Consider the following 23,573-nt stretch of genomic DNA (forward strand, 5'->3'; position numbering starts at 1 on the left):
GACACCCGACTCCCCGCCCGGCGCGACACCGGACTCACCGACCGGTGCGGCCCCGGACTCACCGACCGGCGCGACACCGGACTCCTCGCCCTGCTCGGCACCGGGTGCCTGCGTCTGCCGTGCCGCGGAGTCCGTCATGTACCCACCTTCTCCCGCGTCCCGGGGGCGGTGCCCGCCGGCCGACGCTTCGTCAGCCGGCCCACCCGCCGTACGACCGGCCCGTACGCTCCCCCGGCCAGCACCAGTACGGCTCCGGCCGCGATCGCGCCCAGGAGGGGCATGACGGGTCCGGGTTCCGAGATCCCGCCGGGGAGGCCGGCGAAGCCCGTGGGGCGGTCCAGGAGGCCCTTGGCGGGCCAGACCACGGCGTCGACCCTGGCGACCACGGAGGAGCGGGGCACGGAGCCCTGTCCGGCCTCCTCCATGTGCGTACGGGAGTCGAGCGAGGTGTGCCGGTCGTCGCCGAGGAGGAAGAGGTTGCCGGCCGGGACGGTGACGGAGAACTCGGTGCCGGAGGCGATGGTCCGGCCGCCCGGTCCGGGCCGCAGATAGGGCTCGTCGACGGGCTCGCCGTCGACGGTGAGGCGGCCGTCCGCGCCGCAGCACGCGACGGTGTCGCCGCCGACGGCGGCGACCCGCTTGACCATGGGCGTGTTGCCCCAGAGGGGGTCGGTGAAGACGACGACGTCTCCCCGCCGCACCTCGTCGCCGTCGACGCGCTGGGCGAGGATCTTGGATCCGACGTCGAGGGTGGGGGTCATGGAGTCGGTGGGGACGGAGTACGGCTGGTAGAGCAGGGCTCCCCAGACGAAGCCTCCGAGGAAGAGCACACAGCCGACGGCCACGGCCAGCCCCGACAGCGCGCTGCCGAGGCGGCCGTGGCCGCCCTTGGTCCGTATGTTTCCGCTCATGTGCGCACCCCGCAGGTCTGTCGGCGGACCGTTGGTCTGTCGACGGTCCGGGACGGCACCCTACCTGCGGGTCACTACTCGGCGGTATGCCGTGCGGCGACCTTCTTCCGGCGCCACAGGACCAGCGGGAGCGCTCCGGCGAGACCGGCCGCGCCGAGCGGGGCGGCGGCCATGGCCTTGTCGAGCGCGGGGTTGTCGAAGATCTCGGGCACCGGGAGGGTGGCCCAGCGGGTGACGGGCCAGGCGATCACGACCGCGCGGCCCACGACCTCGTCGTCGGAGACGGTGCCGCCACCGGGGAGCTGCTGGTGGAAGCGGGAGTCGAGGGAGTTCTGGCGGTTGTCGCCCATGACCCAGATGCGGTTCTCGGGGACCTTGATCGGGCCGAAGGAGTCCTGGCAGGGCACGGAGCCGGGGTAGAGGTACGAGGTCTCGTCCAGCGCCACGCCGTTGAGGATGACCTTGCCGCCCTCCTTGCAGGAGACGGTGTCGCCACCGACGGCGATGACCCGCTTGATGAGGTCCTTCTCCTCGGCGGACGGCATGAGGCCGATGAAGCTGAGGAACTTCTGCACCACGTTGGGCGTGGGCGTCTCCTGGCCCTCGAGCCAGCCGCCCGGGTCGTGGAAGACGACGACCTCGCCGCGCTCGGGCTCGGAGCCGAACCAGGGGGTCAGCTTGTCGACGAGGACCCGGTCGCCCCGCTGGAGGGTGTTCATCATCGATTCCGACGGGATCGAGAACGCCTGCACCAGGAAGGTCTTGATCAGCAGGGCGAGGACGAGCGCGATGCCGACGAGAAGGGGCAGTTCCTTCCAGAAGGAACGCGGCTTCCTGGGGCCCCCGGAGCCGCCCGTCGCCTCGTCGCCGTCGTCAGGTGTCCCACCGTCCGGCGCCCCGCCACCCGGCGGCTGCGCCTGCCCGTCATCCGTCACGTCGTCACCCGTCGTGTCATCGCCGAAGGCCCCGCCGGCCCTCTTGTCGGGCTCATCGTGTCCGGATCGTGCGCCGACGGCCAAATCCCCCACATCCACTCCTCAGTCCGTGCGATCGCCTGCCCCGGAACAGGGACAGGCCCACCACTCCCATAACGAGCAGAAGTTCCGCAGGGGTCGGGAGCCCGGAGAATCCGTTGAGATTCCGCTGGGACACACTATGCGACGCACCGAGCGCGGTCCCGGAAGTCGCACGGGCGTCCGGTACGGCGGCGAACGTCGCGCGTTCCTCCAGGCCGCGCCAGTGTGCGACGGGCCAGGCGATCACCACGGCGCGGCCCACGACCTGCTCCTCGGAGACCGTGCCGTGGTCCTTCTCGTCGAGGTGGAAGCGGGAGTCGGCCGAGTCGGAGCGGTGGTCGCCGAGGACGAAGATCCGGCCCTGCGGGACCTTCACCTCGAAGGGGATGGTCGACGGTTCGTTGCCCGGGTGCAGGTACGGCTCATCGAGCGGTACGCCGTTGACGGTGAGCCGCCCGTCCTTGCCGCAGCAGCGGACGGTGTCGCCCCCGACGGCCACGACCCGCTTGATGAGGTCCCGGTCGTCGGCGGAGGGCAGCAGCCCGATGAAGGTGAGGACCTGCTTGGCCTGCTTGACGCCGACCGGGTCGTCGGCGGGCGGCGTGGCCTCCTGCTGGAGCCAGTTGCCGGGGTCCTTGAAGACGACGACGTCGCCGCGCTGCGGGCGGGAGCCGAACCAGGGCGTGAGCTTGTCGACGAGGACCCGGTCGGAGATGCGGATCGTCTGTTCCATGGAGCCGGAGGGGATGACGAACGCCTGGACCAGGAAGGTCTTCAGGACGAGCGCGATGAGGACGGCCACCGTGATCAGGATGGGGATCTCGCGGATCGCGGAACGCTGCCTGCGCCGCTGGACCTTGCGGGCCAGCTTGCGCCGCTCGGCCCGGCCCGGCAGGGGCGTGGCCTGCTCGGGCCCCGGGTCGAAGGCACGCCCGGAGCCGCCCGGAGGGCGTCCCCTGCTACCCATGGGGTGCCGTCCCGTGTCCTCCTGCCGGCGCGGCGGGTACGGCGCCGAAGGCATCGGTCTCCTGGACCGTGGTCCAGCGGCCGAAGGGCCAGGCGATCCAGTCGGCGCGGCCGACGACCTTGTCGACGGGGACCATGCCGCCGCCGGGGCTGCCGAGGTGGTCGCGGGAGTCGCTGGACTGGCTGCGGTGGTCGCCCATGACCCAGAGCCTGTCCTGCGGGACGACGATGTCGAAGGGCACGCTGGACGGCCGGTCGCCGAGCATCACGTAACGCTCCTCGACGGGGACGCCGTTGACGGTGAGCCGGCCGTTCTTGTCGCAGCAGACGACCCGGTCGCCGCCGATGCCGACGACCCGCTTCACGAAGTCGGTCTCGTCGGGTTCGGCGAGACCGAGGGCGGCCGCCCCGTCGTGCAGGAGACCGGTGACGGGATTGCCCGGGGGCTGTTCCCGCACGAAGGAGCCGGTGCCGTCGAAGACGACGACGTCGCCCCGGCCCGGCTCGTTGCCGAAACGGTACGCCAGCTTGTTGACCAGGATCCGGTCGCCGACCTGGAGGGTCGGTTCCATGGAACGGCTGGGGATCAGGAAGGGCTGCATCACGAAGTGGCTCAGGAGCAGCAGGAAGGTCACGCAGGCGCCGCCGACGAAGGCCGTGCGCCGCCAGGAGGAGGTGCTCCTCGCGCTCCCGGCGCCCGCCGCGTCCCCCGTGTCCCCCGTGTCCCCCGTGTCCCTCGCGCCGTTCGCGCCGTTCGTGTCCTCGGAAACGCGCGCGGAGCGCGACCCGTCCTCCGTACCGGAAGAGGGGTCGCGCTCCGTGTGCTGTGCTTCGGTGTCCATCGGTGGCAGAGCCTATCCGGACTGCCTGTGCGAGGGCTCGGAAGCGTCGAGCGTGCCGGGAGCCTGAGCTCAGCGGTCGCGCTTCTCCTTGATCTTGGCAGCCTTGCCGCGCAGCTCACGGAGGTAGTAGAGCTTGGCGCGACGGACGTCACCGCGGGTCACGAGCTCGATCTTCTCGAAGATCGGGCTGTTCACCGGGAAGGTGCGCTCGACGCCGACGGAGAACGAGACCTTGCGGACCGTGAAGGTCTCGCTGACGCCCGAACCCTGGCGACGGATGACGACGCCCTTGAACTGCTGGATACGCGAGCGGCTGCCTTCGATGACGCGCACGTGGACGTTCACGGTGTCGCCGGGACGGAAGGCGGGGAGGTCCGAGCGGAGCGAACCCGCGTTGACCTGGTCGAGCAGGGAGGCCATGGAGGTCTCTTTCCTCGCTGATGCCACAGGCCATCAGCGGTACGTTCGAAGCGATTCGGAAGATCGTCCGATCCTGGCGGCGTCGTTCCCCCTGTGGCAGGGGCGCGCGCCGGACGGACGACAGCGGCCTATTGTTCCACGTCGTCGAGCTTGCGCCAAAATCGGCCGCCGGGCTCGGGCGCCCAGCCCATCATCGAGAGGATCTCGCGGTCCTTCTTGTCGAAGGCGGCGGGGTCGCAGCGCTCGATGAGATCGGGCCGGTGGGCGGCGGTGCGGCGGAAGGCCTCGTCGCGCCGCCAGCGGGCGATCTTGCCGTGGTGCCCGCTGAGGAGGACGTCGGGGATGCCCCGGCCGCGCCACTCGGGGGGCTTGGTGTAGACGGGGCCTTCGAGGAGGTTGGCCATGGCGCCGGGGGCGAAGGAGTCGTCCCGGTGGGACTCGGCGTTGCCGAGGACGCCCGGCAGCAGGCGGGCGACGGCCTCGGTGACGACGAGGACGGCGGCCTCGCCGCCGGCGAGGACGTAGTCGCCGATGGAGACCTCGTAGACGGGCATCCGGGTCGCGTACTCGTCCATGACGCGGCGGTCGATGCCCTCGTAGCGGGCCGGGGTGAAGATCAGCCAGGGCCGCTCGGAGAGCTCGACGGCGAGCTCCTGGGTGAAGGGTCGGCCGCTGGGGGTCGGGACGACCATGACGGGGCCGTGGGCGCCGCTCTCGTAGCCGTCGGCGAGCGTCTGGTCGAGCGCGTCGCCCCAGGGGTCGGTCTTCATGACCATGCCGGGGCCGCCGCCGTACGGGGTGTCGTCGACGGTGTTGTGCCGGTCGTACGTCCAGTCCCGCAGGTCGTGGACGTGGACGTCGAGCTGTCCGCGTGCGCGGGCCTTGCCGACGAGGGAGACGTTCAGCGGTTCGAGGTACTCGGGGAAGATCGTGACGACGTCGAGCCTCATGCCTGGCCCTCACCGGACTCGTCGTCGGACTCGTCGGACTCGTCGCGGGAGGAGACGATCTCGGCGCGGTCGTCGATCAGGCCGGGCGGCGGGTCGATGACGGCCCGCTGCTCCTCCAGGTCGATCTCGGTGACGATCGACTCGACGAACGGGATCATCAGCTCGGTGCCGTCGGGACGCTCGACGATGAAGAGGTCCTGGGACGGCAGGTGGGAGATCTCCGTGATGCGGCCGATCTCGGTGCCGTCGGCGAGCACCACGTCCAGGTCCATGAGCTGGTGGTCGTAGTACTCGTCCTCCTCCTCGGGCATCTCCGTGGGGTCGACCTCGGCGATGAGGAGGATGTTGCGCAGGGCCTCGGCGCCGGTGCGATCGCGGACGCCCTCGAAGCGCAGCAACAGCCGGCCGCTGTGCACCCGGCCTGTCTCGATGGTCAGCGGCCCGGCGGAGGCCGGGTCGGTGAGCAGTACGGCACCGGGGCCGAGCCTGAGTTCGGGCTCGTCCGTGCGTACCTCGACGGTGACCTCGCCCTTGATCCCGTGGGCGCGGCCGATCCGCGCGACTACCAACTGCACTGCTCCACACTCTCCTGTCACACAGCTCGTACGAACGACGCGAACGACAACGGGCCGGGGTGGGCTCGTAAGCCCTCCCCGGCCCGTGCCGGCACAACTAAGGTGATGCTGCCGGCCTGCTCAGCGGACCTGGTCCACGTCGACGAGGTCGACCCGGATTCCACGGCCGCCGATGGCGCCCACGACGGTACGCAGCGCGCGTGCGGTGCGGCCGTTGCGGCCGATCACCTTGCCGAGGTCGTCCGGGTGGACCCGGACCTCCAGCACGCGGCCGCGACGCAGGGTGCGCGAGGCGACCTGCACGTCGTCGGGGTTGTCGACGATGCCCTTCACGAGGTGCTCGAGAGCCTCCTCGAGCATGCTCAGGCCTCGGTCGACTCGGTCGACGCGGCCTCGGCCTCGTCAGCCTTCTTGTCGGCCTTCTTGGCCTTCTGGGTGATGGCCTCACCCTTGTCGTCGCCCGACTCGAGGGTCTTCGCGAACTCGTCGAACGAGGCGCGCTTCGCCTCCTTCGTCGCGGGGACGAGCAGGGCCTTCTCGGGGGCCGGGAGGCCCTTGGCCTTCTGCCAGTCGCCCGTGAGCTTCAGGATGGCGAGGACGGGCTCGGTCGGCTGGGCGCCGACGGACAGCCAGTACTGCGCACGCTCGGAGTCGACCTCGATACGCGACGGGTTGTACGTCGGGTGGTAGAGGCCGATCTCCTCGATCGCGCGACCGTCCCGACGGGTGCGGGAGTCGGCGACGACGATGCGGTAGTGCGGCTGGCGGATCTTACCGAGGCGCTTGAGCTTGATCTTGACTGCCACTGGAGTGGTGTCTCCTGGTCTTGACGTGGTTGGGCACTTTGAGATGCCACGTGGGGTTGCGGTACTCGGATGCCCGATGGACGCGTCAGCCGGAGGAGAGAGGGGTCCTGTGCGACTGTCGAGTACAGCTAGCCATTGTGCCACACACCGCGAGGTCAGCTCGCGGCGCCCACGGTCTCCGGGATACGGAAGGGCTTGCCGCAGCCGCCGCAGACGATCGGGGCCTGGGCGAGCACCGAGGGCACCACGCGCACGTTGCGTCCGCAGTCGCAGACGGCCTTGACGCGGACGCCGCCGCCCGAGGAGCCGTGCCGGGCGGCCGGTCCGCGGAAGGAGCGCTTGGTGTCGGCCGCCGTGGCGACCGTGTGGGCCTTGAGGGCGCGCTGGAGCCGCTCGATGGTGGGGCGGTAGCGCCGCCTCGCCTCGGGGTTGAGCGTGACCAGGGAGAAGCCGCTGCTGGCGTGCGGCTCCTCGGGGTGGTCGAGGCCCATCTCCTCGGCGATCGCGAGGAATCTGCGGTTGTGATAGCGGCCGGCGCGGGAGGTGTCGCGGACACCCCGGGCGGCGGCGATGCCGTGGACTGCCTCGTGGAGCAGTCGTTCGAAGGAGAGTTCGGCGCCGCAGGCGGACGAGGACTCTCCGATCAGGGACTCGGGCGCGGCAAGATCGGGCAGCTCGGGGTGGTGCCGCTGAATGTCGGCCCACGCCTGTGCCAGCTCTGCGGCGAGAACAGGTGGTGTCGTGCTCACGTCGCGTACAACGAGCCGAAGTGCCCCCGGGTTCCATTCCGGGGCATCCCAAATATTTTGCACGTACCCGTCAGTTGCCGTTGATGTGTCGTGACGAGGGCCAGTGCGCCGATCTACGGAGAAGACACGCAGAGGGCGTCAAGCTGGTGCGTAGTGGCGCATACGCCCCGGCGTGCAGCCGTGGTGCGCGCGCGCCTTGGGGAACGGCTGCCCGAGCGGACCGGGAAGCGTGGCAGGGACATTACCGGGTCGCCTCTCTTCCGGACGAATCGGTGCGGTGCGAGCACTGGACGCGGCACGGGATGCGCAGTTCCCTGGCTACGGGGGGTCGTCGTCCGAGCACGGATTGGGGCACGTTTCCATGACACCTACGCTCGTCCCGCACCACCCCGCGCGTGACTGGGCCGAGATCCAGGAACGGATGCTCGTCCCGCTCTACGAGGCGGTGTACGACCGCCTCGGCGTGGGCGCCGGGACCCGGGTCCTGGGCCTCCGCTGCGGCTCCGGTCTGGCGCTTCTCATGGCGGCGGCGCGGGGCGCCCGGGTGGCCGGCGCGGACCGGGACCACGCGCGCGTGGAACTCGCGAGGGAGCGGCTCCCCGAGGGCGTGACGGTCACGGCGGAGCCCCCCGAGGGGGACACGTACGACGTGATCACGGCCTTCCACACGACGGACGCGCTCCTGCCGGAGCTGGCGGCGCTCACCCGTACGGCCCAACCGGGCGCGACGGTCGTGCTCGCCGGCTGGGGGCCGCCGGAGCGGTGCTCCACGGAGGCGGTGCTGCGGGTCGCGGCCCGGCTCGCGGACCGCAGGCCGGCCCTCCGGACCGACCTGGAGAGTCTGGCGGCCGGGGCGGGGCTGCGGCCCGCCGGTGCGGGGCGGGTGGCCTGTCCCTTCGGGTACGCCAGTGAGAGCAGCGCGGTGCGCGGGCTGCTGTCGACGGGTGCGTTCGACGAGGCCGTGCGGGCGACGGAGCTCTCCCAGGTCGAGAAGGAGATCGAGGAGGCGTTGGCCCCGCACGTGCGCGCGGACGGCACGGTGTGGATGCCGAACGTCTTCCGGTACGTCGTCGCCCGGGTGCCGTAGAAACGGGATCCGCGGAAACGGGCTCGGTCGCAGCGGGCCCCGTGGCCGACGGTTCGGCGACAGCGGACTCCGCGGCCGCCGGTCCCGTGACAGCGGGCTCCGAGCCCGCCGGTCCCGCGACTGCGGGCTCCGAGCCCGCCGGTCCCGCGACTGCGGGCTCCCTGGCTCAGTCCTCCCGCGCCGCGCGCGTGATGCCCGCCGCGCGGTAGGCGGCGGCCTCCTCCAGCGTCTCGTTCTCCAGGAGCGCGGCGGCCAGCGCGTCCAGCCGGCCGCGGTGCTCGCGGAGCTGCCGCACGGCGCTCTCGTAGCACTCGTCGACGATGCGGCGCATCTCCGCGTCGACGGTGTCGAGGGTCGCGGGGGCCGCCGAGAGGCCGTACGCCTGCTGGGCGTCGCTCGGGATGGCGGTGAGGCGACCGACGCGCTCGCTCATGCCCCAGCGTCCCGCCATCCCGCGGGCGATGTTGGTGACCTGTTCCAGGTCGCTCTCGGCGCCGGTGGTGACGACGCCGAACACGACCTGTTCGGCTGCCATGCCGCCGAGGGCACCGATGATCCGGCCGCGCAGGTAGTCCTCGGTGTAGGCGTACCTGTCGGAGTCGGGGGTGGAGAGGGTCACGCCGAGGGCGCGGCCGCGGGGCACGATGGTGATCTTGCGGACGGGGTCGGCGCCGGGCTGGAGCATGCCGAGGAGGGCGTGGCCGCTCTCGTGGTACGCGGTGCGGCGCCGCTCGTCGGCGGGCATCACGAGCGGGCGTTCGGCGCCGAGCTGGACCTTCTCCAGGGCGTCGGAGAGGTCGGACTGGGTGACGGCCCTCTGGTCGCGCTTGACGGCGAGGAGGGCGGCCTCGTTGGCGAGGTTGGCGAGTTCCGCGCCGGTCATGCCGGGGGTCGTGCGGGCCACGTGCTGCAGGTCGACGTCCTTGGCGAGCGGGATCTCCCGGGTGTGGATCCTGAGGATGGCCTCGCGGCCGCCCCGGTCGGGCGGGTTGACGTGCACGATCCGGTCGAAGCGGCCGGGGCGGGTGAGGGCGGGGTCGAGGACGTCGGCGCGGTTGGTGGCGGCGAGGACGATGACGCCCTCGGAGCCGGTGAAGCCGTCCATCTCGGTGAGGATCTGGTTGAGGGTCTGCTCGCGCTCGTCGTGGCCGCCCATCCCGGAACCGCCGCCGCGGGCCCGGCCGATGGTGTCGATCTCGTCGATGAAGATGATCGCGGGGGCGACCTTGCGGGCCTCGGCGAACAGCTCGCGGACCCGGGAGGCGCCGACGCCCACGATCATCTCGATGAACCCGGACGCGGAGGCGGAGAAGAACGGCACCCCGGCCTCGCCGGCGACGGCGCGGGCGAGCAGGGTCTTGCCGGTGCCGGGCGGCCCCGCGAGGAGCACACCGCGCGGCATCCTGGCGCCCATCTCGCGGTAGGCCTGCGGGTTCTTGAGGAAGTCGACGACGTCGTTGAGCTCGCCCTCGACCTCGTCGATGCCGGCGACGTCCTGGAAGGTGGTGCGCTTGGCGCCGGCCTCCAGCTCGACGGGTTTGGGCGGGGACTTGCGGCCCAGCATGCCGCCGGCGCCGCCCATCCCGGAGCTCATCCGGCGGGCGATGAAGATCCACAGCACGACGAGCAGCAGCATCGGCGCGAGCGAGATCAGCAGGTTGGCGAGGAAGCTGCGCTCCTGGACGACCGGCTCCGCGGTGACGGTGACGTTCTGCTTGGTCAGCTGCGCCCACAGGTCGTCGTCGGCGAACGCGGGCCGCTGGGTCTCGAACTTGCCGTAGTCGCCCTCGTCCCCGTCGGGCAGGGGCTGCTTGTTCTTCAGCTCCCCCTGGATGGCGTCGCCCTTGGAGTAGATCTTGGTGACGTTGCCGGCGTTCACCTGCTTGCTGAACTCGGTGTACGAGATCGTCGGTTCGTCGCCCCGGTTGAAGAACGACAGCACGAGGTTGGCGATCAGATAGACGACCAGGGCGGTGAGGATGAGACCTCCCCAGCCGCCGGGCATCTTCTTCTTCGCCGGCGGTGGCGGCGGGGCCCCCTCCGAGCGCCAGGGCTGGTCGGTCCGGTCGCGCGGGGGTACAGGGTTGGCCACGTGGCTCTCCTCGGGGCGGCTGTGGCCCCAGTATCGAAGAGCGGGACGAACGCGGCATCGCGGGCGGTCCGGAGGGATGAAGAGGGGCCCGGAGCGGTGTCGTACCGCTCCGGGCCCCTCACGCCGTGCTCGGGCGCGTCGCCCGGTCAGCTCATCAGCTCATGAACTTCTTGAACTCGTCCGGCAGCTCGAAGTCCTTCGGGGCCTGTCCCGGCGCCGGGAGACCGAAGGCCCCGCCCTGCTGCGCCTGGTCGCGGCGCTCGGCGGCCGCCTGCTCGTCGGCCTTCCGCTTCATCGGGTTGCCGCTCTTGCGCTTGCCCTTGGCCTGCTTGACCTGCTTCTTCTGCCGGCCGGGGCCGCCGCCCATGCCGGGCATGCCCGGCATGCCGGGGAGGCCGCCGCCCTGGGCCATGCGGGACATCATCTTGCGGGCCTCGAAGAACCGCTCGACGAGGCCCTTGACCGCGCTGACCTCGACGCCGGAGCCCTTGGCGATACGGGCGCGGCGCGAGCCGTTGATGATGGTCGGGTCGTGGCGCTCGCCCGGGGTCATCGACTTGATGATGGCGGCCGTGCGGTCGACGTCCTTCTCGTCGATGTTGGCGATCTGCTCCTTCATCTGGCCCATGCCCGGAAGCATGCCGAGGAGCTTCGAGATGGAGCCCATCTTGCGGACCTGCTCCATCTGCGCCAGGAAGTCGTCGAGCGTGAACTCCTGGCCCTTCTTCGACGCGAGCTTCGAGGCCATCTTGGCGGCCTCTTCCTCGTCGAAGGTCTGCTGCGCCTTCTCGATGAGGGAGAGCATGTCGCCCATGCCGAGGATGCGGGACGCCATGCGGTCCGGGTGGAACGCGTCGAACTCGTCCAGCTTCTCGCCGTTGGAGGCGAACATGATCTGCTTGCCGGTGACGTGCGCGATGGAGAGCGCGGCACCACCGCGGGCGTCGCCGTCGAGCTTGGAGAGCACGACGCCGTCGAAGCCGACGCCGTCGCGGAAGGCCTCGGCGGTGTTGACCGCGTCCTGACCGATCATGGCGTCGACGACGAAGAGGACCTCGTCGGGGCTGACGGCGTCGCGGATGTCCGCGGCCTGCTGCATCAGCTCCTGGTCGATGCCGAGGCGGCCGGCGGTGTCGACGATGACGACGTCGTACATCTTGGTCCGCGCGAACTCGATCGAGTCCTTCGCGACCTGGACCGGGTCGCCGACGCCGTTGCCCGGCTGCGGGCCGTAGAAGGCCACGCCCGCGCGCTCGGCGACGACGCCGAGCTGGGTGACGGCATTGGGGCGCTGGAGGTCGCAGGCGACGAGCAGCGGGGAGTGGCCCTGGCCCTTGAGCCAGAGGCCGAGCTTTCCGGCGAGGGTGGTCTTACCGGCACCCTGGAGGCCGGCGAGCATGATCACGGTGGGTGCGGTCTTGGCGAACCGCAGGCGCCGGGTCTCGCCGCCGAGGATGCCGACGAGCTCCTCGTTGACGATCTTGATGACCTGCTGGGCCGGATTCAGGGCCTGCGAGACCTCGATGCCGAGGGCGCGCTCCTTGACCTGCTTGATGAAGGACCGGACGACCGGCAGGGCGACATCCGCTTCGAGCAGCGCGATACGGATTTCGCGCGCGGTGGCGTCGATGTCCGCCTCGGACAGACGGCCCTTGCCGCGGAGGTTCTTGAAGGTCGCTGCAAGGCGGTCGGAGAGGGTATCGAACACGGCGGTCGCGGATCCTCGGTGTCGGGGGCGGTCGGATTGCCCTCCAGGGTATCGGGCCGCTCGAAGTGTGTGCCCCCGCCCGCCGAATCCGGCGCGCGGGGGTGGTGCGAGCGGGGGTCAGCGGAGCGCCGACTCCAGCGCCCGCGCCAGGTCGATCGCCTCCTCGTCCGGCAGCAGGGAGCCGTCGGGGCGGGTCACGTACAGGGTGTCGACGGCGTTGGCGCCGAGTGTCGACACGTGCGCGCTCCGCACCCGTACCGCCGCGCCCTCCAGGGCACGGCCGATGCGGTGGAGGAGGCCGGGCGCGTCCTGGGCGCGGACCTCGATGACGGTGGCGAGGCGGGAGTCCGCGGCGGCGACGGTGACGCGGGGCGGCGGGGCGGTGAGGCCGCGCCGGCGGGGGTACGCGGCCTCGCGCTCGGCCAGGCGGGCGGGGATGTCGAGGGAGCCGTCGAGGGCGCGGACGAGGTCGGCGCGGAGCCGGGCCGCCTCGGGCAGGGAGCCGTACTCGGCGGCGACCCGCCAGTCGAGGACGAGGACGGGTCCCGAGCCGGCGCCGAGGTCGAGCGGGAGGTCGACGGCGCGGAGGTCGGCGGCCCGGACGGTGAGCCGGTGGAGGGCGAGGACGCCGGCGACGGCGGGCAGGACGCCGGGCTGGTCGGGCAGGGCGATGACGAGTTCGACGCCGACCGGTTCGGGTTCCTCGGGCTCCGCGACGACCGGTTGGGTGTGGAGGGCGAGGACGGGTTCGCCGGTGCGCAGGGCCTCGATGGCGAGCCGTTCCTGTTCGGCGCTGGGGGCGGCGGCCTCGGGGTCGGGCGGGGTCTCCCCCGCCAGGACACCGGCGACCCGTTTGACCAGGTCGGCGACGAGTGAGGCGCGCCAGGCGGACCAGGCGGCGGGTCCGGTGGCGAGGGCGTCGGCCTCGGTGAGGGCGTGCAGGAGTTCCAGGGTGCCGACGGTGCCGACGGCGGTGGCGACGGCGCGGACGGTGGCGGGGTCGTCGAGGTCGCGGCGGGTGGCGGTCTCGACGAGGAGCAGATGGTGGCGGACGGCGGTGGCGATGGCGGCGACGTCGGTGCGGTCGAAGCCGATGCGGGTGGCGAGGTCGCGGGCGATGGTCTCGCCGGCGACGGAGTGGTCGCCGGGCCAGCCCTTGCCGATGTCGTGGAGGAGGGCGGCGACGAGGAGGAGGTCGGGGCGGCCGACGCGGCGGGTGAGCGAGGAGGCGCGGACGGCGGTCTCGACGAGGTGGCGGTCGACGGTCCAGGTGTGGACGGGGTTGCGCTGGGGGCGGCAGCGGACGCGTTCCCAGTCGGGCAGGAGCCGGGTGACGATCCCCTCGGCTTCGAGCGCTTCCCAGACGGGGACGGTGGCCTCGCCGGCGCCGAGCAGGGTGACGAGTTCCTCACGGGCCTCGGCGGGCCACGGCACGGGCAGCGGGGTGGCGATGGCGGCGAGGCGGCGTACGGCGTGCAGGGAGATCGGCAGGGCGGACTGGGCGGCCGCGGCGGCGGCCCGCAGGGGCAGGACGGGGTCGCGTTCGGGCCGGGCGGTGCGGGCGAGGACGACCTCGCCGTCCATCTCGACGACGCCTTCGGCGAGCGGGGTGCGTTCGACGGGCGGTTTCCCCGTGGCGGCCCGCCCGGCGCCGCCGCCCCGGCCGCCGAGGAGCGCGCGGAGGCGGGGCCGGGCGGAGCGGGCCTTGAGGACGCGGTTGACCTCGCGCCAGGTCACGTCGGTGGCGTACGAGATGGTCCGGGCGGCCTCGTACACCTCGCGGAGCAGGGTGTCGGCGTCGAGGAGGCCGAGTTCGGCGGCGACGGCGTCCTGCTCCTGGAGGGCGAGCCGGTCGGTGGCGCGGCCGGTGGTGAGGTGGAGGGCGTCGCGGGCGTCGAGGAGGCGGCGACGGGCGCTGTCGAGGCCCTCGCGGGGGGCGTCGGCGAGCCAGGAGGCGGCGACGGCGCGGAGGGCCTGGGCGTCGCGGAGGCCGCCCCTGGCCTCCTTGAGGTCGGGTTCGAGGAGGAACTGCAGCTCGCCCATGCGTTCCGCGCGTTCGCGGCAGAGCGCGTCGAGCTCGGGAAGGCGTTTCGGGGCCTGGTTCCGCCAGTCGGCGAGGACGGTGGTGCGCAGGGCGGCGACGAGTCCGTGGTCTCCGGCGATCGGCCGGGCGTCGAGGAGGCCGAGGTGGACCTTGAGGTCCTCGGTGGCGGTGGCGCGGGCCTCTGCGGCGGTGCGGACGGAGTGGTCGAGGGCGAGCCCGAGGTCCCAGACGGGGTACCAGATGCGGTCGGCGAGGGCGGCGATCGCGGCCTTGTCGGCGCTGCCGTCGTGGAGCAGGAGGAGGTCGAGGTCGCTGCGCGGGGAGAGTTCGGCGCGGCCGTAGCCGCCGACGGCGACGAGGGCGACCCCGCGGGGTGGGGCGGCGGCCGCGAAGAGCGCGGCCAGCCACTCGTCGGTGAGCCGGGCGAGGGCGGCACGGCGCGGCGGCCCGGACCGCTCCTTCTCGTGGAGGAGGAGCAGCCGGGCCGCCGCGTAACCGCCGGGTCCCGAATCTTCGGTCTCTTCGCTGACTTCGAGGCTCGTCACCCGGCGGCTCCTTCGTTGCTTACGGTGCGTCCGGACCGCGGTCTACAGGGCGTCCGGACCGCGTTCGCCGGTGCGGACGCGTACGGCGGTCTCGACCGGCACGCTCCACACCTTGCCGTCTCCGATCTTGCCGGTTCGGGCGGCCTTCACGACGACGTCGATGAGCTGTTCGGCGTCCTCGTCCTCGACGAGGACCTCGATGCGGATCTTGGGGACCAGGTCGACCGTGTACTCGGCGCCCCGGTAGACCTCGGTGTGGCCGCGCTGGCGGCCGTAGCCGCTGGCCTCGGTGACGGTGAGGCCGTGGACGCCGAACGCCTGGAGGGCCTCCTTGATCTCGTCGAGCCGGTGCGGCTTCACGACCGCGGTGATGAGCTTCATGCGTCCACCTTCTTGTTCTCCGTGACGGCCGGGGCGGGGGCGGCGGTGGAGCGCGAGGACGCGCCGCCACCGGCTCCGCTGAAGTCGTACGCGGTCTCGGCGTGCTCGACCTGGTCGATGCCGGAGACCTCGTCGTCCTCGCTGACCCGCATGCCCATCGTCTTGTCGATGAGGAGCGCGAGGATCGCGGAGGCGATCAGAGAGTAGGCGAGGACGGCGATGACGCCGACGGCCTGCTTGCCGAGCTGCTCCAGGCCGCCGCCGTAGAAGAGGCCCTTGGCGTCGGACTGGACGCCGCCGGTGGCGAAGAGGCCGACGAGGAGGGAGCCGAGGACACCGCCGACGAGGTGGACGCCGATGACGTCGAGGGAGTCGTCGTAGCCGAACTTGTACTTGAGGCCGACGGCCATGGCGCAGAGGAGACCGGCGATGACACCGATGGCGATCGCGCCGAGCGGGCTGACGGCGCCGCCGGACGGGGTGATGGCGACGAGGCCGGCGACCGCGCCGGAGGCGGCGCCCAGGGTCGTGAAGGAGCCGTGGCGGACCTTCTCGTAGGCGAGCCAGGCGAGCATGGCGGCGGCGGTGGCGACCTGGGTGTTGACGAACATCACCGCGCCGACGCCGTCGTCGTTGCCGAGCCACGAGCCGGCGTTGAAGCCGAACCAGCCGAACCAGAGGAGACCGGCGCCGAGCATGACCAGCGGGAGGCTGTGCGGGCGCATCGGGTCCTTCTTGAAGCCGACGCGCTTGCCGATGACGAGGATGACGCCGAGGGCCGCGGCGCCGGCGTTGATGTGGACCGCCGTGCCGCCGGCGAAGTCGATGACGCCCATCTCGAAGAGCCAGCCGCCGGCGCCCCAGACCCAGTGGGCGACGGGGAAGTAGACGACGGTGACCCAGAGCGTGATGAAGAGGGCCCAGGCGGTGAACTTGACGCGGTCGGCGAGGGCGCCGCTGATCAGGGCCGGGGTGAGGATGGCGAACATCAGCTGGAAGACGGCGAAGACGTACACCGGGATGGTGTAGCCGTCCCAGAGTTCGGTGACGCCGATGCCGCTGAGACCGACGTAGTCGGAGGACCAGCCGATGATCGAGCCCGAGTCGGTGCCGAAGGCGAGGCTGAAGCCGAAGAGCACCCACAGGATCGTGACGATCCCGAGGCTGATGAAGCTCATCATCAGCATGTTGAGGGTGGACTTGACGCGGACCATGCCTCCGTAGAAGAAGGCGAGTGCCGGGGTCATCAGCATGACCAGGGCGGAGCAGATGAGCATGAACCCGGTGTTGGCGGCGGACAGCTCGGGGGCGTCTGCTGCCAGGGTCGTGATGGCTGGTGCCATCGGCGTCTCCTCGTCGTCGAATGCGGCCTGTGCGGAGGCGGGGCCGGAGGGCGGCTGCGGCCGTGAGGGGTGGCCGGTTATGAGCCAGAGATTCGCGCAGGGCGGTTTCCGCCGATGCCGCTCGATGTTTCGGAGCGGTGACGAAGGGGTGGGGCGTGTTACGCGACCGTGAACGGCCGCATCACGGCGAGGTAACGCCCGTATCCTCCGCACAGGAGAAACCGGCCGGGAGCGGCGTCCTCCGCACAGGACGAACGGGCCGAGGCCGGAACCCTCCGCACGGGAGGTCCGGGCGGGGCCGGCGTCCTCCGCACCGGAGAACCGGGCCGGGCCCGGCCTACCGGGCCGGGAGCGCCGTCCACGGCGCACGGGAGACCGCCGGCAGCGGTGTCCACGGCACACGAGAACCGGCCGCGCCTGGCGTCCGTGTGACCTTGCGGCGGGGGAGCCGAGTCGGGCAGTACGGGACGTCCGGCGCGGCCGGAGTACGGGTGGCGCCGGGGCGCCGGGTGGCTCAGACCGCTTCGGCGGCCTCCGGGAGCAGCTGGGTGAGCCGGTCGGTGAGGTGGACGACCTCGGCGACGTCGCTGTAGTTGCGGGCGGCGTGGTCGACGGTCTTGCGAAGTCGGGTGTTGACCCGCTCGGAGCGGATGCTGCGGGCGACTCCGAGGGCCTTCTCGGCGAGGACGACGGACTGCTCGGGCTCGCGCTTGAGGAGGTGCACGGTGGCCATGCCGATGAGGTTCAGCGCGTACGACCGCTGGTGGTCGGGGTCCTTCTCGAAGAGCTCGACGGCCCGCTCCATGACGGGTTCGGCGAGCGAGGCGTACGTCGGGGAGCGTCCGGCGACGTAGGCGAGGTCGCGGTAGGAGTGGGAGTTCTCGCCGTTGAGCTCGGCCTCGGAGAAGAAGCCGATCCAGTCGGGCTCGGGCTCGCCGTCGAGGCCGACGTCGGCGAAGGTGTCCTCGGCCATCCGGACGGCCCGCTTGCACTTGGAGGGCTGCCCCATGTTGGCGTAGGCGCGGGCCTCCATCGCATACAGCATGGCCTGGGTGCGCGCGGTGGCGCAGTCCCGACTGCCGTACTGGGCCAGATGGATGAGTTCGAGGGCGTCGTCGGGCCGGCCGAGGTGGATCATCTGGCGGCTCATCGAGGACAGGATGTACGAGCCGAGGGGCTTGTCGCCGGCTTCCTTGGCGGCGTGCAGGGCGAGCACGAAGTACTTCTGGGCGGTGGGCTGGAGGCCCACGTCGTAGCTCATCCAGCCGGCGAGTTCGGCGAGCTCGGCGGCGCAGGTGAAGAGGCGCTTGGCGGTGGCGGCCGGCTGGGGCTCCTGGAGGAGGTCGGTGACCTCGTGGAGCTGGCCGACGACGGCCTTGCGACGCAGTCCCCCGCCGCACTGGGCGTCCCACTTGCGGAACATGGCGGTGGTGGATTCGAGGAGGTCGAGTTCGATCTCCGACAGCCGGTTGGGGCGGCGGGCGTCGGCGAGCGGGTCGGGGCGTTCGAGGTCGCCCGCGGGGGTGGGGACGAGCCAGCGCTGCATCGGTTCGATGAGGGCGGGTCCGGCGGCGAGCGAAAGGGAGGAGCCGAGGAAGCCGCGGCGGGCGAGCATGAGGTCGCTGCGGGAGAACTCGCCGAGCAGGGCGACCGTCTGCGGTCCGGCCCAGGGCAGGTCGACGCCGGAGACGGAGGGCGACTGGTGGGCGGTGCGCAGGCCGAGGTCCTCGATGGCGACGACGGACCCGAAGCGCTCGGAGAACAGCTCGGAGAGGATCCTCGGGATGGGCTCGCGCGGCTGCTCGCCGTCGAGCCAGCGCCGGACGCGCGAGGTGTCGGTGGAGATGTGGTGCGCGCCCATCTGGCGCGCCCGGCGGTTCACCTGGCGCGCGAGTTCGCCCTTCGACCAGCCGCTGCGCACGAACCACGAACCCAGCTGCTCGTTCGGGCGCTTGCCGGCAGTCGTACCGTCTGCGCCGTTGCCGCCCACAGGAACGCCCCCATCCACCTGATTGCCTGTCATGCGAACCCTTACCAGAATGCCGCGTCTCGCGGCACCCGTCCGGCGTTCGCGCTCCTTCGAACTGGAAACCGGGTTGCCTCCGGCATACCCGCGTGCGCAAGCGACCCCGGGGTTCGAGTACCGAAAGTAATCCTACGATCACCCGTCCACGAGGGCGATTCAAGAAACGCCACCATTCGCCACCCCTTCGAATGAACTCGCCGACCGCCGAACGCGATTCACTTGACATGCGACGAACCGGAGTCGGCGGACGGATGCGCGGAGAGGCGCACGCACCGGCCCGCACCACCCCACCCACGACCGCACGCCACCCTCGGCGACGGACCGTGACGAAGGGTGACGACCGTGCTCCGGGTCGTAACCACCGGCGCGCTCGACCCGTTGGAGGGGACATGGGTTTCACGATCGGCGGCATTCGTGAGATGCGGTCCGGCGCACGCCGCCGCGTTCGCACCACGGAGTGCACAGCGGTGGCCGAGTACACAGGGCTGTGGGGCTGGGACGTGGTGCCCGGAGCGCGGGCCGTCTCCGGCCAGTGCTCCTGCGGGAACACGGCGTGTACGGCCCCGGGCGCGCACCCCCTCTCCTTCGCGGAACCGGTCCCGGCCGGCGCCGGCCTCGACGACGCGACCAAGGCGTGGTCGGAGTACCCCGGTGCGGCGCTGCTGCTCCCGGTGGGCCGCGCCTTCGACGTGATCGAGGTCGCCGAGGCCGCGGGTCGCCGGGCGCTCGTCCGGCTCGAGCGGATGGGGCTGCCGCTGGGCCCGGTGTGCGCGACGCCGACCGGCCGGGCGCGGTTCTTCGTGGCACCCGGAGCGGCGGCGGAGCTGCCGCAGCTGCTCTACCGGATGGGCTGGGACGACGCCGATCTGGATCTGCACTGCCTGGGGCCCGGCAGCCATGTCACCGCTCCCCCGTCGGACCTGGGCGGACTCGGTCCGGTGCGCTGGCTGCGGCCGCCGACGCTGGACACGGCGGGCGCCCCGCCGCAGGCGCGGCTGCTGCTCGGCACGCTGGCGTACATCTGCCACCGCACCCACTTCTGAGACCCGCTGCGCGGAAGGGCCCTCGCCACCGGGTGGCGAGGGCCCTTCCGCGTGCCGTTCGAGGCGTCAGTCGCCGATCAGGGCGTCGACGAAGGCGCCCGGCTCGAAGGGCGCCAGGTCGTCGGGGCCCTCGCCCAGGCCGATCAGCTTGACCGGGACGCCCAGCTCGCGCTGGACGGCCACGACGATGCCGCCCTTGGCGGTGCCGTCGAGCTTGGTGAGCACGATGCCGGTGATGTCGACGACCTCGGCGAAGACACGGGCCTGGATCAGCCCGTTCTGGCCGGTGGTGGCGTCGAGGACGAGCAGGATCTCGTCGAGCGGGCCGTGCTTCTCGACGACGCGCTTGACCTTGCCGAGCTCGTCCATGAGGCCGGTCTTGGTGTGGAGCCGCCCGGCGGTGTCGATGAGGACGACGTCGGCGCCCTCCGCGATGCCCTCCTTGACCGCGTCGAAGGCGATCGACGCCGGGTCGCCGCCCTCCGGGCCGCGGACGGTACGGGCGCCGACCCGCTCGCCCCAGGTCTGGAGCTGGTCGGCTGCGGCGGCACGGAAGGTGTCGGCCGCACCGAGGACGACGGACTTGCCGTCGGCGACGAGGACGCGGGCCAGCTTGCCGGTGGTCGTGGTCTTGCCGGTGCCGTTGACGCCGACGACCATGACCACGCCCGGCACGTCCGAGGGGCTCTCGGTGTGCACCGTGCGGTCGAGGTCGGGGCCGAGCAGGGTGACGAGCTCCTCGCGGAGCAGGGCGCGCAGCTCCTCGGGGGTGCGGGTGCCGAGCACCCGGACGCGCTCGCGCAGCCGCTCGACGAGCTCCTGGGTGGGAGCGACGCCGACGTCGGCCGTGAGAAGGGTCTCCTCGATCTCCTCCCAGGTGTCCTCGTCGAGGTGCTCGCGGGACAGGAGCGTGAGCAGCCCCTTTCCGAGCGAGTTCTGCGAGCGGGCGAGCCGGGCCCGGAGCCGGACGAGGCGGCCGGCGGTGGGCTCCGGGATCTCGATCTCGGGGGCCGGGGGCGCGGCGACGACGGGGTCCTCGACGGCGGCCGGCGTCTCGACGGCCTCCTCGGCGGGGAGTTCGACCTCCTCGACCGTGCGGCGTGGTTCCTCCCGCGGCGTCTCCGCCTCCTCGCCGACATGCGGTTCGGCGGGCGGAGCGGTGATGGTCGGCGTGGTGGACGGCGGCTCGGCCGGCGGCAGCTGCTTCTTCTTGCGGCCGCTGATCACGAGCCCGCTCGTCACGGCGACCGCGACGACCAGAGCGATGACTACAGCAAGGATGAGTTCCATAACCCGACCAGTATCGGCCAAGAAGCGACGGAAGAAGGAGCACGTACGCTGGGTGGCTTCCCCCCACATCTGTACGGAGTACCCCCATGCCCCACGACGCCTCCGAAGCCGCAGGCGCGACGCACGACGGTGCGATGGAGACCCGCGGTCTCGAGCCCGTCCCCGACGCCGAGCGGACCGGCCGGGTCCGCGAGCTCTTCCCGACCTGGGTCGCGGCCAACATCAGTGTGCTGCTGCTCACGATGGGTGCCGGCCTGATCGTCTTCAACGGCCTGAACTTCTGGCAGGTCCTGGGCGTGGCGGTCGCCGCGCCGGTCCTCTCGTACGGAATCGTCGGCCTGATCTCGATCGCGGGCAAGCGGGGCGGCGCGCCCGGGATGGCGCTGTCGCGTGCGGTGTTCGGTCAGCGCGGAAACCTCTTTCCCGGCGCGTTGATCTGGGTGGCCCGGTGGGGCTGGGAGACCATCAACGCCGTCACCGGCGCCTACGCGGTGCTGACCGTGCTCGACCTGCTCTTCGGTGTGAAGTCGAACACGCTCCTCATCGTCGTGACGCTGCTCCTCTTCGTCACCTGCACGTTCCTCGTCTCGGGGCTCGGGATCAACGCGCTGCGGGTGTGCAGCAAGTGGTCCACGTACCTCTTCGGCGCCTTCTCGGTGCTCGTTCTGGTCTATCTCGTGGCGAACACCGACTGGTCGGCGGTCTTCGACAAGCCGGCCGGCTCGACGGCGATGATGATCGCGGGCATCGGCACGATCGCGGCCGGCGGCATCAGCTGGGTCCCCTCGGGTCCCGACTTCACCCGCTACCTGCCCCGTAACGCCTCGTCGAGGGCGATGGTCGGCTCGACGGTCGGCGGAGCGGGGATCGTCGTGCTGCCGATGGTCCTGATGGGCGCGGTCATGGCGGTCTCCACGCCGGACCTGGCCTCGGCGCAGGACCCGGTCTCCTTCATCGGCGAGCTGCTCCCGATGTGGATCTCGGTGCCGTACCTGGTGATCGCCCTGCTCGGAATGCTGCTGATCAACTCGATGTCGATGTACTCGGCCGGGTTCACCGCGCAGACCCTGGGCATCAAGGTCTCGCGCGCGGCGGCGGTCAGCGTCAACGCGGTGATCAGCCTGGTCTTCGGCTTCCTGCTCATGGTGGTGGCGACCAGCTTCATCGGCTCGTTCATCTCCTTCCTGACGCTGCTCGCGGTGGCGTTCTCGGCCTGGATCGGCGTCTTCGGCGTGGACATGCTGCGGCGCCGGTCGTACGACGCGGCGGCCCTCATGGACACCACCCGTACGAGTGCGTACTGGTACCGGGGCGGTTTCGCCTGGCAGGCGATGACGGCCTGGGCGGTCGCTCTCCTTGCGGGTCTCCTCTTCACCAAGGTCGACTGGTTCTCCGGTCCGCTCGCCTCCTCCTGGATCGGCGAGAACGGCCTCGGCTGGGCGGCGACCATCGTGGTGGCGGGCGTGCTGTACGCCGTGCTGCCGCGTACGCCGGACCAGGAGCACGTCGGGGCCTCGGAGACCGTCGAGGCCCGCGAGACCGTTTCCATCTGACGCCACGTCAGATAACGTCCCCCTTCGCCGGTATCCCACCAGCGGAGGGGGACTTCCCATGCCGTTCAGCGTCGTACGGTTCAACCTCGTCGATCCCCGCGCGACCCCCGAGTCCCTCTCCGTCCGCTACCGGGCCGCCGTCGAGATGGCCGCGTACGCCGACGCGCACGGGGTCGACACCGTGCAGACCGAGGAGCACCACGGGGTCGACAACAACTGGCTGCCCTCCCCCTTCGCCTTCGCCGGCGCGGTCTTCGGCGCGACGCGGCGGATCGCCGTCACCGTCTCCGCGATCATCGGTCCGCTGCACGACCCGCTGCGGCTCGCCGAGGACATCGCCGTCCTCGACCTGCTGAGCGGCGGACGCCTGGTGACGGTGGCGGGCATCGGCTACCGGCCGGAGGAGTACGAGGAGCGCGGGGTCGACTGGGGCCGGCGCGGGAAGCTCCAGGACCTGCTCCTGGAGACCCTGCTCACGGCCTGGAGCGGGGAGCCGTTCACGTATCGGGGCCGTACGGTACGGGTCACCCCGAGGCCCTTCACCCAGCCGCATCCGATGCTTCTGGTCGGTGGGTCGTCGCGGGCGGCGGCCCGCCGGGCGGCCCGGCTCGGCCTGCCGTTCTTCCCGAGCGCGCACCTGCCGGAGCTGGAGGCGTACTACCAGGAGCGGTGCGCCGAGTACGGCACGGAGGGCTGGACGATGATGCCGGCCGAGGTGACGCCGCTGCTGCACCTCTCGGAGGACCCCGACCGGACCTGGGCGGAGTACGGGGAGCATTTCCTGCACGAGGCGCGGACGTACGCCTCCTGGCAGTCGAAGGACATCCGCTCGGCGGTGCGGTCGACGGCGAGGACGGTGGCGGAGCTGCGCGCGGAGGGGGTCTACCGGGTCGTCACTCCGGAGGAGTGCCTGACGCTCGGCCTGGAGAGCCTCGTGCTGCATCCGCTGTGCGGCGGGATGCCGGTGGAGGAGGGATGGCGGAGCGTGCGGCTGTTCTGCGACGCCGTCCTGCCCCGGCTCACGGCCTGAGGGCGAAGGCTCCCGAGGCCCGAGGGGCGAAGGGGCGGAGGGGCGGAGGACCACGGCGTACTGCCCCGGTCCGAGGCGTGAGGCCTCGGGCCGGGGGAGGTTCGTGGGTGGGGGGAGGGGGAACGGGGGGGGAGACGGGGCCCCGCCGCGCCGTCGCCCGCGAGGTCCTCCTCGCCTGCGACGGTGAGCTCATCGG

At 71.8% G+C, this 23,573-nt stretch carries 21 protein-coding genes; 4 read left to right on the plus strand and 17 right to left on the minus strand.

Features of this window, described 5'->3' with window-relative positions; translation table 11 throughout:
• Nucleotides 1-134: 134 nt before the first annotated feature.
• The 10 genes from lepB (ACZ4XX_RS16460) to ACZ4XX_RS16505 all read right to left on the minus strand — a co-directional run bounded on the left by lepB (ACZ4XX_RS16460) (nt 135) and on the right by ACZ4XX_RS16505 (nt 7,235).
• A complete protein-coding gene (lepB, locus tag ACZ4XX_RS16460; RefSeq protein ID WP_468508601.1) occupies nt 135-911 on the minus strand; it encodes a signal peptidase I in 777 nt (258 codons plus the stop codon).
• A 74-nt stretch (nt 912-985) separates the two neighbouring features.
• Nucleotides 986-1,930: a signal peptidase I gene (lepB, locus tag ACZ4XX_RS16465; RefSeq protein ID WP_468508639.1), complete on the minus strand. Its 945-nt coding sequence runs from the start codon at nt 1,928-1,930 to the stop codon at nt 986-988.
• A complete protein-coding gene (lepB, locus tag ACZ4XX_RS16470) occupies nt 1,899-2,894 on the minus strand; it encodes a signal peptidase I (protein WP_468508602.1) in 996 nt (331 codons plus the stop codon). Before lepB (ACZ4XX_RS16470) ends, lepB (ACZ4XX_RS16465) begins: the two co-directional genes overlap by 32 nt.
• The gene (gene lepB, locus ACZ4XX_RS16475) at nt 2,887-3,735 is read right to left on the minus strand and encodes a signal peptidase I (protein WP_468508603.1); all 849 of its coding nucleotides are present in this window, start codon (nt 3,733-3,735) and stop codon (nt 2,887-2,889) included. The genes lepB (ACZ4XX_RS16470) and lepB (ACZ4XX_RS16475) overlap by 8 nt, the downstream gene beginning before the upstream one ends.
• A gap of 69 nt (nt 3,736-3,804) precedes the next feature.
• Nucleotides 3,805-4,155, minus strand: coding sequence for a 50S ribosomal protein L19 (gene rplS / locus ACZ4XX_RS16480; RefSeq protein ID WP_053644504.1), 351 nt, complete (start codon nt 4,153-4,155; stop codon nt 3,805-3,807).
• A gap of 128 nt (nt 4,156-4,283) precedes the next feature.
• A complete protein-coding gene (trmD, locus tag ACZ4XX_RS16485) occupies nt 4,284-5,105 on the minus strand; it encodes a tRNA (guanosine(37)-N1)-methyltransferase TrmD (RefSeq protein WP_468508604.1) in 822 nt (273 codons plus the stop codon).
• Entirely contained in the window at nt 5,102-5,680 is a 579-nt protein-coding gene (gene rimM / locus ACZ4XX_RS16490) for a ribosome maturation factor RimM (protein ID WP_468508605.1), read from the minus strand. Before rimM ends, trmD begins: the two co-directional genes overlap by 4 nt.
• Nucleotides 5,681-5,800: 120 nt before the next feature.
• Entirely contained in the window at nt 5,801-6,040 is a 240-nt protein-coding gene (locus ACZ4XX_RS16495) for an RNA-binding protein (RefSeq protein ID WP_003980229.1), read from the minus strand.
• 2 nt (nt 6,041-6,042) lie between these two features.
• A complete protein-coding gene (rpsP, locus tag ACZ4XX_RS16500) occupies nt 6,043-6,486 on the minus strand; it encodes a 30S ribosomal protein S16 (RefSeq protein WP_317602091.1) in 444 nt (147 codons plus the stop codon).
• A gap of 155 nt (nt 6,487-6,641) precedes the next feature.
• Entirely contained in the window at nt 6,642-7,235 is a 594-nt protein-coding gene (locus ACZ4XX_RS16505; protein WP_024755886.1) for a hypothetical protein, read from the minus strand.
• A 361-nt stretch (nt 7,236-7,596) separates the two neighbouring features.
• On the opposite strand from ACZ4XX_RS16505, the gene ACZ4XX_RS16510 reads away from it, so the two are divergent.
• Nucleotides 7,597-8,322 (plus strand): class I SAM-dependent methyltransferase, encoded by a 726-nt coding sequence (locus ACZ4XX_RS16510; protein WP_468508606.1) that lies wholly within the window; start codon nt 7,597-7,599, stop codon nt 8,320-8,322.
• A gap of 166 nt (nt 8,323-8,488) precedes the next feature.
• Here ACZ4XX_RS16510 and ftsH read toward each other — a convergent pair whose 3' ends face one another.
• The 6 genes from ftsH to nsdA all read right to left on the minus strand — a co-directional run bounded on the left by ftsH (nt 8,489) and on the right by nsdA (nt 18,425).
• Nucleotides 8,489-10,414 (minus strand): ATP-dependent zinc metalloprotease FtsH, encoded by a 1,926-nt coding sequence (ftsH, locus tag ACZ4XX_RS16515; protein WP_468508607.1) that lies wholly within the window; start codon nt 10,412-10,414, stop codon nt 8,489-8,491.
• Nucleotides 10,415-10,568: 154 nt separating this feature from the next.
• Nucleotides 10,569-12,122, minus strand: a complete 1,554-nt coding sequence (gene ffh / locus ACZ4XX_RS16520; protein WP_329283498.1) for a signal recognition particle protein — start codon at nt 12,120-12,122, stop codon at nt 10,569-10,571.
• A 117-nt stretch (nt 12,123-12,239) separates the two neighbouring features.
• A complete protein-coding gene (locus ACZ4XX_RS16525; RefSeq protein WP_468508608.1) occupies nt 12,240-14,711 on the minus strand; it encodes a [protein-PII] uridylyltransferase in 2,472 nt (823 codons plus the stop codon).
• A gap of 42 nt (nt 14,712-14,753) precedes the next feature.
• Complete coding sequence (locus tag ACZ4XX_RS16530; protein WP_015036464.1) at nt 14,754-15,092, minus strand: P-II family nitrogen regulator; 339 nt, start codon at nt 15,090-15,092, stop codon at nt 14,754-14,756.
• Complete coding sequence (locus tag ACZ4XX_RS16535) at nt 15,089-16,435, minus strand: ammonium transporter (RefSeq protein WP_468508609.1); 1,347 nt, start codon at nt 16,433-16,435, stop codon at nt 15,089-15,091. The genes ACZ4XX_RS16530 and ACZ4XX_RS16535 overlap by 4 nt, the downstream gene beginning before the upstream one ends.
• 514 nt (nt 16,436-16,949) lie before the next feature.
• Entirely contained in the window at nt 16,950-18,425 is a 1,476-nt protein-coding gene (gene nsdA, locus ACZ4XX_RS16540; protein ID WP_030325624.1) for a transcriptional repressor NsdA, read from the minus strand.
• A 425-nt stretch (nt 18,426-18,850) separates the two neighbouring features.
• Here nsdA and ACZ4XX_RS16545 point away from each other — a divergent pair, with 425 nt between their 5' ends.
• On the plus strand, nt 18,851-19,504 hold the full coding sequence (locus ACZ4XX_RS16545; protein WP_468508610.1) for a bifunctional DNA primase/polymerase: 654 nt from the start codon (nt 18,851-18,853) through the stop codon (nt 19,502-19,504).
• Nucleotides 19,505-19,570: 66 nt separating this feature from the next.
• Here the strand turns inward: ACZ4XX_RS16545 and ftsY are convergent, their stop codons facing one another.
• Nucleotides 19,571-20,794 carry a signal recognition particle-docking protein FtsY gene (ftsY, locus tag ACZ4XX_RS16550; RefSeq protein ID WP_468508611.1) on the minus strand — a complete coding sequence of 408 codons (1,224 nt, stop codon included), beginning with the start codon at nt 20,792-20,794 and terminating at the stop codon, nt 19,571-19,573.
• An 86-nt stretch (nt 20,795-20,880) separates the two neighbouring features.
• On the opposite strand from ftsY, the gene ACZ4XX_RS16555 reads away from it, so the two are divergent.
• Together ACZ4XX_RS16555 and ACZ4XX_RS16560 are read left to right on the plus strand one after the other, a co-directional pair.
• The gene (locus tag ACZ4XX_RS16555) at nt 20,881-22,347 is read left to right on the plus strand and encodes a cytosine permease (RefSeq protein ID WP_468508612.1); all 1,467 of its coding nucleotides are present in this window, start codon (nt 20,881-20,883) and stop codon (nt 22,345-22,347) included.
• 58 nt (nt 22,348-22,405) lie between these two features.
• Complete coding sequence (locus ACZ4XX_RS16560; RefSeq protein ID WP_468508613.1) at nt 22,406-23,377, plus strand: LLM class flavin-dependent oxidoreductase; 972 nt, start codon at nt 22,406-22,408, stop codon at nt 23,375-23,377.
• The last annotated feature ends 196 nt before the right edge of the window (nt 23,378-23,573 follow it).

This window comes from Streptomyces sp. NPDC029956 (assembly GCF_055574655.1).

Excerpts from the sequence above, each read along its gene's own strand:
- ACZ4XX_RS16510 (WP_468508606.1), top strand. The coding sequence starts at position 7,597 with ATGACACCTACGCTCGTCCCGCACCACCCCGCGCGTGACTGGGCCGAG.
- lepB (WP_468508602.1), bottom strand. The coding sequence starts at position 2,894 with ATGGGTAGCAGGGGACGCCCTCCGGGCGGCTCCGGGCGTGCCTTCGAC.
- trmD (WP_468508604.1), bottom strand. The coding sequence starts at position 5,105 with ATGAGGCTCGACGTCGTCACGATCTTCCCCGAGTACCTCGAACCGCTG.
- rplS (WP_053644504.1), bottom strand. The coding sequence starts at position 4,155 with ATGGCCTCCCTGCTCGACCAGGTCAACGCGGGTTCGCTCCGCTCGGAC.
- lepB (WP_468508601.1), bottom strand. The coding sequence starts at position 911 with ATGAGCGGAAACATACGGACCAAGGGCGGCCACGGCCGCCTCGGCAGC.
- lepB (WP_468508603.1), bottom strand. The coding sequence starts at position 3,735 with ATGGACACCGAAGCACAGCACACGGAGCGCGACCCCTCTTCCGGTACG.
- ACZ4XX_RS16560 (WP_468508613.1), top strand. The coding sequence starts at position 22,406 with ATGCCGTTCAGCGTCGTACGGTTCAACCTCGTCGATCCCCGCGCGACC.
- ACZ4XX_RS16535 (WP_468508609.1), bottom strand. The coding sequence starts at position 16,435 with ATGGCACCAGCCATCACGACCCTGGCAGCAGACGCCCCCGAGCTGTCC.
- ACZ4XX_RS16530 (WP_015036464.1), bottom strand. The coding sequence starts at position 15,092 with ATGAAGCTCATCACCGCGGTCGTGAAGCCGCACCGGCTCGACGAGATC.
- ACZ4XX_RS16555 (WP_468508612.1), top strand. The coding sequence starts at position 20,881 with ATGCCCCACGACGCCTCCGAAGCCGCAGGCGCGACGCACGACGGTGCG.
- ACZ4XX_RS16495 (WP_003980229.1), bottom strand. The coding sequence starts at position 6,040 with ATGCTCGAGGAGGCTCTCGAGCACCTCGTGAAGGGCATCGTCGACAAC.
- ftsY (WP_468508611.1), bottom strand. The coding sequence starts at position 20,794 with ATGGAACTCATCCTTGCTGTAGTCATCGCTCTGGTCGTCGCGGTCGCC.
- ACZ4XX_RS16545 (WP_468508610.1), top strand. The coding sequence starts at position 18,851 with ATGGGTTTCACGATCGGCGGCATTCGTGAGATGCGGTCCGGCGCACGC.